Raw genomic sequence first — 15,308 nt, 5'->3', positions numbered from 1 at the left:
TGTTCAGGGGGTTCGAGGGCGGGGGTTCGCCGCCAGGCTTGGGTGCGCCGATCGAGATCACTGAGAGGTGTGCGTCCATGCTGCGTGCTGAGCTGATCCGGCCGTTGCCCGAACTGCTCAGGGCGCATGCGGCGCGCTTCGGTGAGAAGGTCGCGTTCGCCGACGTGCGGCGCTCGGTCACCTATGCCGAGCTGGAGGTGCGGACCTCACGGTTGGCCGGGCACCTGGCCGGGTGCGTCCCGCGGGGCGGGCGGGTTGCCATTCTGCTCGGCAACCGGGTCGAGGTCGTCGAGAGCTACCTGACGATCACGCGGGCCAGTGCGGTCGGGGTGCCGTTGAACCCGGACGCCACCGACGCCGAGCTTGCCCACTTCCTGGCGGACAGCGGTGCGTCGGTGGTGATCACCGATGCTTCGCACGTGGAGCGGTTGCGGCGTCTCGGAGTTGACGTGTTCGCCGTTGAGGACTTCGACGCCTTGGCCGCCACCGAGCCCGAGGTGCCGGCGCGGGATGACCTCGGGCTCGACGAGCACGCCTGGATGCTCTACACCTCGGGCACCACCGGGCAGCCCAAGGGTGTGCTGTCGACGCAACGCAGCTGTCTGTGGTCGGTGGCGGCCTGCTACGCGCCGATCTTCGGGCTGTCGCCGTCGGACGTCGTGCTGTGGCCGGCGCCGTTGTTCCACAGCCTCGCGCACGTGTTGTGCGTGCTGGGTGTGACGGCGGTTGGTGCAACCGCGCGGATTCAGAACGGCTTCTCGGCCGAGGCCGTGCTTTCGGCGTTGCGTGAGGACATCACGTTTTTTGTTGGTGTGCCGGCGATGTATCACCACCTCATGCGTGCTGCGGACGGTGTGGTTGCGCCGGCGTTACGGGTTTGCCTGACCGCAGGTTCGGTGTGTTCGGCGTCGTTGCGGGCCGATTTCGAGCGGGCGTTCGGTGTTCCGCTGCTCGACGGTTACGGCAGCACCGAGACGTGCGGGTTGATCACCGCGAACTGGCCGTCCGGCGCGCGGGTCGAGGGTTCCTGCGGTCTGCCGGTGCCCGGCGTGAGCGTGCGGATCGTGGATCCGGAGACCGGCGTGGACGTTGCTGGTGGGGCTGAAGGCGAGGTGTGGGCGAGCGGTCCGAACGTCATGGTCGGCTACCACGAACAGCCGTCCGCGACCGCCGAGGTGCTCGTCGACGGCTGGTACCGCACCGGTGACCTGGCGTGTCGCGACGAGCTCGGCTTCCTGACGATCACGGGGCGTACCAAGGAACTCATCATCCGCGGTGGGGAGAACATCCATCCCGGCGACGTCGAGCGCGTGCTCCTGGAGGTGCCGGGAGTGGTTGATTCGGCGGTGACGGGCAAGCCGCACGACGTTCTCGGCGAGGTGCCGGTCGCGTACGTGGTGCCTGGTCCGGGGTTCGATCCCGCTTTGGTGCTGTCGGCCTGCAGGGAACAGCTCTCCGCGGTGAAGGTGCCTGAGGAGCTGTACGAGGTGGATCTCATTCCACGTACTTCGTCCGGCAAGATCGCCCGGCATCTGCTCGCCTCCCGGCCTTTTCGACTACGTGCCTCCGGTCGGCCGCTCTTTGCCGTCGAGTGGGTGGAGGTCACTGGTTCTGGGCAGCGGTTCGACGTCACTTTGGTCCACTGTGGACCTTCTGGGCTGGGCGTGCGGGAGGTCTCGGCGCAGGCTGACGCTTGGCTGGCTGCGGATCCTGCGCCTTCTGCGCGGTTCGTCGTCGTGACGCGGCGTGCGGTGGCCGTCAACGACTCCGAAGGCGTGGAAGACCTTGCGCATGCTTCGGTGTGGGGCCTGGCGCGGCCTCACCGGGTTGTGCTGGTCGATGCCGACACGGATTCTCTCGATGTGCCGACAGTGATCGGCTGCGGTGAGGCGCGGCTTGCCGTGCGGGACGGCGTGGTGTGGACGCCTCGGGTGAACCGCTTGGCTGCGGTGCACGCGTTCGAACCGCAGGGGCGGGTTGCGGTCCTGGGGTCCGGTCCGATCGCGGACGAAGTGATCGAGCACTTCGGTTCGTCCGACGAACCCGGTTTGATCGTGTGCACGGATCCGGACATCGCGCCGCTGACCGGTGACATTCCGCTGCTGTTGTGCTGGCCTTCTGCGCGGCCGGATCTTGGCGCTCAGTGCGATGCGGCTGCGCGGCATCGGCGTGCCCAGGGCCTGCCTGCTGTTTCGACGGCCTGGGGTGACGGTGCCATCGAGATGTTCGGTGCGATCGTTTCCGCTGGTCATAGCTGCGTGCTCGTCGAGGCACCTGTTGTCGAGTCGTCTGCGGCCCTGCTTTCCCGGTTGGCGTCCGCTGACCGCGACGCGTTTCTGCTGGATCTCGTGCGCGCCGCGGCTGCTCGGACCTGCGGTGGTGAGATTGCCGCGGACCGGCCGTTCCGCGAGCTCGGCCTGACCTCGGTGACGGCCGTGGAGCTGCGCAACGAACTGGTTGCTGCGACCGGACTGCCGCTGGCGGTGACGTCCGCGTTCGACTACCCCACGTGTGTGGCGCTGGCTGGTCACCTGCGTGATCTGCTGTTCGGCGCACCGCGTGCTTCCGTTGCTGCGGCTGAGGGTTCGCTCGACGAGCCTGTTGCGATCGTGAGCATGGCCTGCCGGTATCCGGGTGGCGTGCGTTCGCCGGAGGACCTGTGGCGGTTGGTCTCTGATGGGGTCGACGCGATCGGGGAGTTCCCGGAGGACCGCGGCTGGGACCTCGACGCCCTCTACCACCCTGATCCGGCGCACCCCGGCACCAGCTACACCAGGCACGGCGGGTTTCTGCACGACGCTGGGTCGTTCGATGCGGCGTTCTTCGGTTTGTCGCCTCGTGAGGCGTTGGCGATGGATCCGCAGCAGCGGTTGTTGTTGGAGGTTTCGTGGGAGGTGTTGGAGCGGGCGGGTATTGATCCGTTGTCGTTGCGTGGCAGTCAGACCGGTGTGTTCGCCGGCGTGATGTACCACGACTACGCGGTCGGGGCGCGCGCTCCGGAGGGTGTCGAAGGGCATCTCGGCATCGGCACGGCGGGCAGCGTCGTCTCAGGCCGCGTCGCCTACAACTTCGGCTTCGAAGGTCCCGCTGTCACGGTGGACACGGCCTGCTCGTCCTCGCTCGTGTCGCTGCACCTCGCGGCTCAGGCGCTGCAGCGCGGTGACTGTTCGCTGGCCCTGGCCGGTGGTGTGGCCGTGATGGCGACTCCGGCCACGTTCATCGAGTTCTCGCGCCAGCGCGGGCTGGCGGCTGATGGTCGCTGCAAGGCATTCGCATCCGCTGCCGACGGCACGGGGTGGTCTGAGGGCGTCGGGCTGGTGCTTTTGGAACGGCTGTCCGATGCTCGCCGCAACGGCCACTCGGTGCTTGCCGTGCTGCGGGGGTCGGCGATCAACTCCGACGGCGCTTCGAATGGGCTGACCGCGCCTCATGGGCCTTCGCAGCAGCGGGTGATTCGTGCGGCTCTGGCTTCGGCGGGGCTGTCTGTTGCTGATGTCGACGCGGTGGAGGCGCACGGCACCGGAACGGCGCTTGGTGACCCGATTGAGGCGCAGGCGTTGATCGCGACCTATGGGCAGGATCGCTCTGCGCCGGTGTGGCTGGGGTCGTTGAAGTCGAACATCGGTCACACCCAGGCCGCCGCCGGGGTTGGTGGCGTGATCAAGATGGTGCAGGCGATGCGGTACGGCGTTCTGCCGGCCACCTTGCACGTGGATTCGCCCTCGCCGCACGTGGATTGGTCGGCTGGGGCGGTCGAGTTGCTGACGTCGGCGCGGCCGTGGCCGGAGGTGGATCGGCCGCGTCGTTCGGCGGTGTCGTCGTTTGGCGTGTCGGGAACGAACGCGCACGTGATCTTGGAGTCTGCGGGTGCTCCGGATTTGTCAGACCCGCTTGGGATGATTGGAGTGGGGACCCGATCCCCCCAGGGGGTTGGTCAATCGGGATCGATTCCGAAGAGCTGGATGCCGTGGCTGGTGTCGGCCAAGTCCGAGGCGGCGTTGCGGGACCAGGTCGACCGGCTGATCGCGTTCACGGAGTCCCGTGAGGTCGACCCCGCGGACGTCGCCGTCACGCTCGCGAACCGGGCAGCGTTTCCGCATCGGGTGGTGTTGGCGCCGGACCACACCGAGATCGCGAGCGGAGTCGCGGGCGACGACAGCCGGGTGGTGTTCGTGTTCCCCGGCCAGGGGTCGCAGTGGGCCGGTATGGGGCTGGACCTGCTCGAAGCCGAACCCGCGTTCGCGCAGCGCATGGCGGACTGTGCGCGGGCGCTGGAGCCGTTCGTGGAGTGGGATCTGTTCGAGGTGCTGGGCGACGCGGCAGCACTCGAACGGGTTGACGTCGTGCAGCCCGCGTTGTGGGCCGTGATGGTGTCGTTGGCGCATCTGTGGCGTGAGCACGGGGTGGAGCCGAGTGCGGTCGTCGGGCACTCGCAAGGGGAGATCGCTGCCGCGGTCGTTGCGGGGGCGTTGTCCATTGAGGATGGAGCAAGGGTCGTCGCGTTGCGCGCCAAGCTGATCGCGACCAGGCTCGCGGGCAAGGGCGGGATGCTGGTCGTCGACGCGGTGCCTGACCAGCTGGACGCACGGCTGTCGGTGGCCGCGGTCAACGGTCCCGAGTCGTTCGTGTTGTCCGGTGACCTGGACGCGCTCAGCACCGTGGCGGGCAAGCGGATACCGGTCGACTACGCCTCGCATTCCGCGCAGGTCGAGGAGCTTCGCGACGAACTGCTGGCCGCGCTGGCCGGCATCGAGCCGCGCGAGCCGGAGATCCCGTTCCTGTCGACGTGCGGCGGTGGCGCGCTGGATGCCGAGTACTGGTATCGCAACCTGCGGGAGACTGTGCAGTACGACCCGGTCGTTCGTGGGCTGGCCGACCGCGTTCTGCTGGAGATCAGCCCGCATCCGGTGCTGCTGACCGGATTCGGCACGCTCCGCCGCGACGACGGCGGGCCGGACCGGTTCCGGACGTCCGCCGCGCAGCTGTGGGTGCGGGGCGTCGAGGTCGGCTGGCGCTTCAGCGGGCGGAAGGTCGATCTGCCCACCTATGCGTTCCAACGTCAGCGCTACTGGTTGGAAGCCAGGGGCGAGGCCGGGCATCCGTTGCTGGGCAAGGGCGTCGAGCTGGCGGACACGGGCGCGAAGGTGTTCACCAGGCGGTTCTCGCTGTGGACCATGCGGTGGCTGGCTGATCACGCGGTGTCCGGGACGGTTCTGCTGCCTGGCACGGCGTTCGTCGAGATGGCCCTCACGGCGGCGGACGAGACCGGCCACGCGGCCGTCGACGAACTCGTCATCGAAGCGCCGCTGGTCCTGCCGGAGCGCGGCGATGTCGAGGTGCAGGTCGTCGTTGGTCCGGACGGCGCCCTCACCGTGCACAGCCGGGTTGGCGAGACCTGGCAACGGCACGCGAGCGGTGTGCTGACCTCCGCGACCACACCGGAGTCGTTCGACCTGACCGAGTGGCCGCCCGTCGGTGCTGTTGCCGTGGACCTCGGCGGGGTGTACGACGCGTTGGCTGCGCGCGGTTACGAGTACGGGCCGGCTTTTCAGGGGCTGACCGCGTTGTGGCGGCGGGGAGACGAGATCTTCGCCGATGTCCGTCTCCCGGGCGAACTCGGTGAGTTCGGCGTGCATCCGGCGCTGCTGGACGCGGCCCTGCACCCGATCGCCGTCGCCGGCTGGGGAGAGACGGAGCCAGGACAAGCACTTCTGCCGTTCTCGTGGAACGGCGTCGAGCTGGCCGCGACCGGTGCATCCTACGTCCGCGTGCGGTTGACCCGTGGCGCAGACGGCATCGCGGTCCAGCTGGCGGACGGCGCCGGGCTGCCGGTCGCGACGGTGAAGTCGTTGGTGCTGCGAGCTGTTCCGATCGCGGACCTGGCGCCGGTGGCGTCGGTCGACTCGCTGTACCGCGTCTCGTGGACGCCCATCGCGCTGCCTGAGACGGGCGAGATGCCGGATGACGTCGTGGTGGTGTCGCCGGACAACGTTCACGCTGCCTTGGCGCAGCTGCAGCAGTGGATCGGCGCGGACTCCAGGTTGGTCGTGTTGACCAGCGGAGCCGTCGACCCGGACGACCCCGATCTCGACGGTGCCGCGGTGTGGGGCCTGGTGCGGTCGGCGCAGTCCGAGCACCCCGGCCGGATCTTCCTCGTCGACGGTGACGAGTCCTGGCTGCCTGCGGCGCTCGCGTCCGGTGAGCCGCAGCTGATGATCCGCGACGGTCAGGCATACGTGCCAAGGCTTCAGCGCGCTCAAACGTCCACATCGGACGCCTTCTTCGACCCTGAAGGCACGGTGCTGATCACCGGCGGCACCGGCGCGCTCGGCAGCCTGCTCGCCCGGCACCTCGTCGAGACTTACGGCGTCCGGCACGTCGTGCTTGCCGGCAGGCGAGAGGTCGCCCCCGAGCTGGGGGGCGTCGCCTGCGACGTCGCCGACCGAGATCAACTGGCCGAGTTGCTGGAGCGGATCGAACCCCCGCTGACCGCCATCGTGCACGCCGCCGGCGTTCTCGACGACGGTGTGATCACCTCGTTGACCCCTGAACGCTTGGACTCGGTGCTGCGCCCGAAGGTCGCCGCCGCGCTGCACCTGCACGAGCTGGCGCCGGACGTGCCGTTGATCCTGTTCTCGTCCGTGGCGGGGGTGTTCGGCAGCCCAGGCCAGGGCAACTACGCGGCCGCCAACGCCTTTCTGGACGCCCTGGCGCAGTACCGCCGTGCGCGCGGCCTGCCCGCGGTGTCGATCGCCTGGGGTCTGTGGGCGCGGACCAGCGCGATGACCGCTCACCTCGCCGACATCGGCACCCGCGACAACACCGTGGCGATGGCCGACGAGACCGGCCTCGCGCTGTTCGACGCGGCACTGCGCGGCGGGGAGGCCACGTTCGTCGCGGCGCGGCTCGACCTGCGGTCCGCGGCGAACCCGTTGCTGCGCGGCCTGGTCCGCACGCGCCGGTCCGCCCGCGACACCGACACCGCGCACGGCCTGGCTCAGCGCCTGCGCACGCTCTCCTTGGCGGAGCAGCAACGCGTCCTGCTGGATCTGGTGCGTGCTGGCGTTGCTGCCGTCCTCGGTCATGCGCCGGACGCCATCTCACCCAGTCGTGCCTTCAGCGAGCTCGGCTTCGACTCGCTGACTGCCGTCGAGCTCCGCAACCGTCTGTCGGCCGCCACGGATGTCCGGTTGCCGGCGACGTTGGTCTTCGACCACCCCACTCCGCTCGCTCTTGCCGAACGGCTGCGGGAGTCGTTGCTCGATGTGCGCGCGGTTTCTGTTGTTGCGCAACGGGTTGCGTCGGACGAGCCGATCGCGATCGTGGGGATGGCGTGCCGGTATCCGGGTGGGGTTCGTTCGCCGGAAGACCTGTGGGACCTGGTGTTGAACGAGGTCGACGCGATCGGCTCGTTTCCGGTGGACCGCGGCTGGGACGTCGACGCGCTCTACGACCCGGATCCGGACCGGCCCGGCAAGTCGTCCGCTCGGCACGGCGGGTTTCTGCACGACGCCGGGTTGTTCGATGCGGCGTTCTTCGGGTTGTCGCCTCGTGAGGCGTTGGCGATGGATCCGCAGCAGCGGTTGTTGTTGGAGGTTTCGTGGGAGGTGTTGGAGCGGGCGGGGATTGATCCGTTGTCGTTGCGCGGCAGTCAGACTGGCGTGTTCACCGGCGTGATGTACCACGACTACGCGTCGCGGCTCGACTCGATCCCGGCGGATGTCGAGGCTTATCTGGGTCTTGGCACTGCGGGCAGCGTTGCTTCCGGTCGGGTTGCGTACTCGCTCGGTCTCGTAGGGCCGGCTGTCACGGTCGACACCGCGTGCTCGTCTTCTTTGGTGGCATTGCACTGGGCGGCGCAGGCGCTCCGGAACGGTGAGTGCTCGCTCGCGCTGGCCGGTGGTGTTGCGGTGATGTCGACTCCTGCCACGTTCATCGAGTTCAGCCGGCAGCGGGGGTTGGCTCCGGATGGTCGCTGCAAGGCTTTCGCCGCTTCGGCTGATGGGACCGGCTGGTCTGAGGGTGTCGGTGTGTTGCTGGTGGAACGGCTTTCCGATGCTCAGCGCAACGGGCATCAGGTGCTGGCCGTTCTGCGTGGGTCGGCTGTCAACTCCGACGGGGCCTCGAACGGGTTGACTGCGCCTCATGGGCCGTCGCAGCAGCGCGTCATCCGTGCGGCGCTGGCTTCGGCTGGGTTGACCGGCGCCGATGTGGATGCCGTCGAAGCTCATGGCACTGGCACGGTTCTCGGCGATCCGATTGAGGCGCAGGCGATTTTGGCCACCTACGGCCAAGACCGTGCTGAGCCGGTGTGGCTGGGGTCGTTGAAGTCGAACATCGGGCATGCGCAGGCTGCCGCTGGTGTTGGTGGTGTGATCAAGATGGTGCAGGCGATGCGGCACGGGGTCCTGCCGGCCACCTTGCACGTGGATTCGCCCTCGCCGCACGTGGATTGGTCTGCCGGTGCGGTCGAGTTGCTGATGGGGTCGAGGGAGTGGCCGGAGGTGGGTCGGCCGCGTCGTTCGGCGGTGTCGTCGTTTGGCGTGTCGGGAACGAACGCGCACGTGATCTTGGAGTCTGCGGGTGCTCCGGATTTGTCAGACCCGCTTGGGATGATTGGAGTGGGGACCCGATCCCCCCAGGGGGCCGGTCAATCGGGATCGATTCCGAGGCCGCTTGTGGTGTCGGCGAGGAGTGCGGAGGCGTTGCGGGCGCAGGCTGGGCGGCTTGCGGGCTTGGACGTCGATCCGGTTGATCTCGGGTATTCGCTCGTGACCACGCGGGCGGCGTTGGAGCGCCGGGCCGTGGTGATCGGGGACGGGCTCGACGCGTTGGCGGCTGGGGTGGTGAGCCCGCACGTCGTGGAGGGCGTCGCGGTGGCGGGGCGGCGGGTGGCGTTCCTGTTCAGCGGGCAGGGCAGTCAGCGGCCGGGCATGGGGCGGGAGCTGTACGAGGCGTTCCCGGTGTTCGCGAAGGCGTTCGACGAGGTGTGCGCGCGGCTGGATCCCTTGATGGGATGTGGGTTGCGCGAGGTGGTGTTCGGCGGCGGGTCGTTGGAACAGACCGCGCACACGCAGGCGGCGCTGTTCGCGGTCGAGGTCGCGTTGTTCAGGCTTGTCGAGGCGTTCGGGGTGCGGCCGGACTTCCTGGCCGGGCACTCGATCGGCGAGTTGGCGGCGGCGCACGTCGCTGGGGTGTTGTCGTTGGAGGACGCGGCGACGTTGGTTGCGGCGCGCGGGACGTTGATGCAGGCCCTGCCTGCGGGTGGCGCCATGGTGGCGGTTCAGGCGAGTGAGCAGGAAGTCCTGCCGTTGCTGACTCGGCGGGTGGACATCGCGGCGGTGAACGGGCCCGACGCCGTCGTGATCTCCGGCGATGAGGCCGAGGTGCGGGCGATCGTCGCGCGGTTCGACGGACGGAAGACGAAGCGGCTCGATGTCAGTCATGCGTTCCACTCGCCGTTGGTGGAGCCGATGCTGGAGGAGTTCCGGCGGGTCGCGGAAGGGCTGACCTACCGGGCGCCGTCGATTCCGCTGGCGGCTGGCGATGTCTCGTTCGCGGAGTACTGGGTGGAGCACGTGCGTCGGGCCGTGCGGTTCGGGGATGCCGTGCGTGCCATGGCGGACGAAGGTGTGACCGCGTTCCTGGAACTGGGACCGCGCGGTGTTCTCGCTGCGGCTGCCGCGGACAACCTGTCCTCAGTGGACAGCAACGTGTTCGCCACTACAGGGACCGAGCCGGTGGCGTTCGTGACGGCGCTGTCCGAGCTGTACGCGCGGGGTGTGCCGGTCGAGTGGGCGCGTTTCTTCGACGGAACAGGTGCGCGGCGGATCGATCTGCCCACGTACGCCTTTCAGCACGAGCGGTATTGGTTGGACGGCTCGGTGGCGGAGGTGGCTGCGGTTGAGGTGCCCGTGGCCGATGTGCTCGATCTGGTGCGCGCGCACGCTGCTGTGGTGCTGGGGCATGAGAGTCCGGATGCCGTAGATCCAGCTCGGGCGTTCACGGAGTTCGGATTCGACTCGTTGATGGCGGTTCAGCTGCGGAACCGGCTTGCGGCGGCTACCGGTGTGGCGTTGCCGGCCACGCTGCTGTTCGACTATCCGACGCCGTTGGCGCTGGCTGAGCATCTGCGCGGTGGGCGGCCTGTCGAGGCGGCTGTCTCACGTGTCGTGGACGAGCCGATTGCGATCGTGGGGATGGCGTGCCGGTATCCGGGTGGGGTGCGGTCGCCGGAGGACCTGTGGCGTCTGGTGGCTGACGGTGGCGAGGCGATCAGTGGGCTGCCGTCGGGTCGTGGCTGGGATCTGTCTGACGAGCAGTCTTACGTCCGCGCGGGTGGGTTCTTGCACGACGCGGGGGAGTTCGACGCGGAGTTCTTCGGTGTCAATCCGCGTGAGGCGTTGGCGATGGATCCGCAGCAGCGGTTGTTGCTGGAGGTTTCGTGGGAGGTGCTGGAGCGCGCGGGGATCGATCCGTTGTCGTTGCGCGGCAGTCAGACGGGCGTGTTCACCGGTGTCGTCTACCACGACTACGCGTCTCGCGGTTACGAGCGCGCGCCCGAAGAGGTTTCCGGCTACCTCGGGACCGGTGGGGCGGCGAGCGTGGCTTCCGGGCGGGTGGCTTACACGTTCGGATTCGAGGGGCCGGCGGTCACGGTCGACACGGCTTGTTCTTCTTCTTTGGTTGCCTTGCATTGGGCTGCGCAGGCGCTGCGTAACGGCGAGTGCTCGCTGGCTCTGGCCGGTGGTGCGACTGTGATGCCGACGCCGATCGCATTCGCTGAGTTCTCACGCCAACGCGCGTTGGCTCCTGACGGGCGGTGCAAGCCGTTTGCTGCGGCTGCTGATGGCACTGCTTGGGCAGAGGGCGTTGGCGTGTTGTTGGTGGAGCGGCTTTCTGATGCTTTGCGCAACGGGCATGAGGTGCTCGCGGTGCTGCGCGGGTCTGCGGTGAACCAGGACGGTGCTTCTAACGGGTTGACTGCGCCTCACGGGCCTTCGCAGCAGCGGGTGATTCGTGCGGCGCTGGCCTCGGCGGGGCTTTCGGGTGCGGATGTCGATGTTGTCGAAGCGCATGGGACGGGGACGGCGCTCGGTGATCCGATTGAGGCTCAGGCTTTGTTGGCGACGTATGGGCAGGGGCGGGAGGTTCCGCTGTGGCTGGGGTCGTTGAAGTCGAACATCGGGCACTCGCAGGCCGCCGCTGGTGTTGGTGGCGTGATCAAGATGGTGCAGGCAATGCGGTACGGGGTGTTGCCGGCGACCTTGCACGTTGATGCGCCTTCGCCGCATGTGGATTGGTCGGCTGGGGCCGTTGAGTTGTTGACGTCGTCGCGGCCGTGGCCGGAGGTGGGTCGGCCGCGGCGGTTCGCGGTGTCGTCGTTCGGGATGAGCGGCACGAACGCGCACGTGATCTTGGAAGGTCCGAGTGCTCCGGAATTGTCAGACCCGCTTGGGATGATTGGAGTGGGGACCCGATCCCTCCAAGGGGCCGGTCAATCGGGATCGATTCCGCACGGGGCGGGTCCGGCTGAGGGCGATGCGGCGGGCCCGGCGGATGCTGCCGAGTGCGGCGCGGCGGTGGTGCCGGAGAGCGGCACGGCGGACCCAGCCGAGCGCGACGTGGCGGTGGTGCCGGAGAGCGGCGCGGCAGATCCGGCCTGGAGTGACACTGCGGAACCGGCCAAGAGCGGCGCGACAGACCTGGCCGAGTGCGACGCTGCGGGAGCGGCCGAGAGCGCGCGGGCGGTGCCGTTGGTGGTGTCGGCCAAGTCCGAGGCCGCGTTGCGGGCGCAGGTTGAGCGGGTTGTGGAGTTCGTGCGGCGTCCCGGGGTTGAGCCAGTGGACGTTGGCGGCACGCTTGCCGGGCGGTCGGTGTTCCGGCATCGGGCGGTGTTGGCGCAGGACGGTGTGGAGATAGCCGCCGGAACCACTGACGAGGCCGGGCGGGTGGCGTTCGTGTTTCCCGGGCAGGGTTCGCAGTGGGTTGGCATGGGCGTGGAGCTGCTCCAGAGTGCGCCGGTGTTCGCCGAGCGGATGGCGGAGTGTGCGGCTGCGCTGAGGCCGTGGGTGGACTGGGACCTGTTCGAGGTGCTTGAGGACGCTGAGGCGCTGGAGCGGGTTGACGTTGTGCAGCCGGTGTTGTGGGCGGTGATGGTGTCGTTGGCCGCGCTGTGGCGGGCGTACGGGGTTGAGCCGCAGGCGGTCGTTGGGCATTCGCAGGGGGAGATCGCGGCGGCGGTCGTGGCGGGTGCGTTGTCCGTTGTGGACGGTGCGCGGGTGGTGTGCTTGCGCAGCAAGGCGATCACCGCGTTGGCTGGTACGGGCGGCATGGTGTCGGTCGCGTTGCCGGAGGACCGGGCGGCTGAGCTGGCGCAACGGTGGCAGGTGCACGTTGCGGCGGTCAACGGGGCCGCGGCCACTGTCGTCGCGGGGGAGCCGCAGGCGTTGGCGGGGTTGTTGGCTGCTTGCGAGGCGGAGGGGGTGCATGCGCGGCGGATTTCGGTGGATTACGCGTCGCACACTCCGCACGTTGAAGCGGTTCGAGAGGAGATTCTCGCGGCCCTGCGCGGGATTGAACCGCGTGCGACGAAGGTCGCCTTCTACTCGACGTTGACGGGGGAGCGGTTCGACACCGCTGGGCTTGATGCTGAGTACTGGTACGAGAACCTGCGCAACACGGTGCGGTTCGAGCAGGCCACGCGGAGGCTTGGCGAGGACGGGCACGGGTTGTTCGTCGAGGTCAGTTCGCATCCCGTGCTCACCGTCGGGATCGAGGCAGGGGTTGCGGTCGGGTCGCTGCGGCGGGACGACGGCGGGTGGGATCGGTTTGTGGCGTCGTTGGCGCAGGCGTGGGTTGGCGGGGCGGACGTTGAGTGGGCGCGGTGCTTTGAAGGTGCGCGGCGGGTGGATGTGCCCACGTATGCGTTCCAGCGGGAGCATTTCTGGTTGGACACGCCGCGCGTGGACGTTGCGGCGGCGGGGCTTGCGGCGCCTGGACATCCGTTGCTGGGGGCGGTGACCAGCCTTGCGGACAGCGACGGGTTGCTGTTCACGAGCAGGCTTTCGTTGGCGACGCATCCGTGGTTGGCGGATCACGCTGTGCTCGGGTCGGTGTTGTTGCCCGGGACCGCGTTTCTGGAGTTGGCGTTGCGGGCGGCGCAGGAGGCCGGGTGTGACCTGGTCGAGGAGCTGACCATCTCGGCGCCGCTGGTGCTGCCGGCGGACGAGGCGGTTCAGCTGCAGGTTGCGGTCGGTGGGCCCGACGACACCGGTAGGCGCACGGTTGCGGTGTATTCGCGGGTCGCGAACGGTGCGTGGGTTTGTCATGCCGACGGGGTGCTGGGTTCCGGGGACGCGGGGCCGCTGAGGATTGACGAGTGGCCGCCGGGCGGGGAGGAGATCGCGGTCGGGGACCTGTACGAACGGTTGGGCGCCATCGGGTTTGCCTATGGGCCGCGGTTCCAGGGGTTGCAACGGGTTTGGCGGCGTGGGGACGAGGTCTTCGCCGAGGTTCGGTTGCCTGAGGTGGATGCCGGGTTCGGGCTGCATCCGGCGCTGCTTGACGCGGCGCTGCACGCGATCGTCCTGGGTGGACTCGATGGCGGTGGCGGTGAGGGCAGGTTGCCGTTCGCCTGGAGCGGTGTGTCGTTGGACGCGGTGGGAGTGTCGGTGTTGCGGGTGCGGTTGGTCTCGGTCGGGGCCGATGCGGTCTCGCTGAGCGCGGTTGATGAGGCTGGGCGCGCGGTTGTGAGCGTGGAGTCGTTGGTGATCCGGCCCGTTTCGGCTGACCAGCTCGGTGTTGCGCCCGAGTCGCTGTATGCGGTGCAGTGGACGCCCGTTCCCGTCTCGCCCGCTGAGCTCACGACGCGGGTGGTGGAGCTCCGGCACGACGACGTGCGGACGGCGGTTCACGAGACCTTGGCGCTGTTGCAGGAATGGGTTGCCGGCGAACAGGAACCGCTCGTGCTCGTCACGCGGAACGCCACCGGGGAGGAACCGGATCTGGCCGGCGCCGCGGTCTGGGGTCTCGTGCGGTCGGCGCAGTCGGAGAACCCCGGCAAGATCGTGCTGGTCGACGCTGACGAGGTGCCGCATCGGTTGTTGGGTGCGGCGGTGGCGACCGGTGAGCCGCAGCTTGCGTTGCGGGGTAACGAAGTGCTGGTGCCGCGGTTGGCGCGGGCCACCGTTGCGGAGCAGGTCGTGCGGTTTGACGGGACCGTGCTGATCACCGGCGGCACTGGCACGCTCGGGCGGTTGGTGGCGCGGCATCTCGTTGCGGAGCACGGTGTGCGGGTGGTTCTGGCCAGCCGGCGAGGGGTGGTCGCGGCGCCGGAGCCCGGTGTCACGGCGGTGGCGTGCGATGTGGCGGACCGGGCCGCGCTTGAGCGGTTGCTGGCGGAGACGTCGGTGGACGCTGTTGTGCACATGGCGGGCACGTTGGACGACGGTGTGATCTCGTCGCTGACGGCCGAGCGCGTCGACGGGGTGTTGCGGCCGAAGGTTGATGGGGCGTGGCACTTGCACGAGCTGTTGCCGGATGTGCCGATGGTGTTCTTCTCGTCGGCGGCGGGCACGTTCGGTGGGCCTGGGCAGGCGAACTATGCGGCGGCGAACGCGTTCTTGGACGCGTTGGCTGCGCGTCGGCAGGCGCGTGGGATTCCGGCTGTGTCGCTGGCGTGGGGGTTGTGGGCGGACGACAGCGGGATGACCGGGCACCTCAGTGAGGCCGATCGTGCGCGCATGGCTCGTAGCGGTGTGCGGCCGTTGAGTGCGGTGGAGGGCATGCGGCTGTTCGACGCGGCTTTGCGGGCTCCGGAGGCGGTGTTGGTGCCGATGCCGCTGGACCTGGCTGCGTTGCGGGCGCAGGCGGCCTCGGGGGCACTGCATTCGTTGCTGCGCGGGTTGGTGCGGGTGCCGGCGCGGCAGGCTTCGCGGGCGCCTTTGGAGGAGACGTTGCGGACGGCTGGGGATCCGCGGCAGGTGTTGCTGGAGCTGGTGCGCTCTGAGGTGGCCGGGGTGCTGGGGCTCGGGCATCCGGGGCAGGTGCCGTCGGGCCGGACGTTCAAGGAGTTCGGGTTCGACTCGCTGACCGCGGTGGAGCTGCGCAATCGGTTGAGCGCGGCGATCGGGTTGAGGTTGCCGCCGACGCTGGTCTTCGACCATCCGAGTCCGGCGGCGCTGGCTGATCACCTGGTGGCCGAGTTGGTGCCGGATGTGGTGGAGGCATCGGACGAGCCCGACGCGATCGACGACATGGACACCGACGACCTGGTGCGGCTCGTGCTCGGCACCAGCGAGTCCTGA

Annotated in this window: 1 protein-coding gene; it reads left to right on the top strand. The window is 68.9% G+C overall.

Annotated elements, in window-relative coordinates:
* The first annotated feature begins 77 nt into the window (after positions 1-77).
* The gene (locus LFM09_RS46515) at positions 78-15,308 is read left to right on the top strand and encodes an SDR family NAD(P)-dependent oxidoreductase (protein WP_414103068.1); all 15,231 of its coding nucleotides are present in this window, start codon (positions 78-80) and stop codon (positions 15,306-15,308) included.

This window comes from Lentzea alba (genome assembly GCF_047445655.1).
GTDB classification, from domain to species: domain Bacteria; phylum Actinomycetota; class Actinomycetes; order Mycobacteriales; family Pseudonocardiaceae; genus Lentzea; species Lentzea alba_A.
This window is presented reverse-complemented; position numbering and strand designations above follow the sequence as displayed.

Coding starts and splice junctions, on each gene's coding strand:
- LFM09_RS46515 (WP_414103068.1), top strand. CDS start 78: ATGCTGCGTGCTGAGCTGATCCGGCCGTTGCCCGAACTGCTCAGGGCG.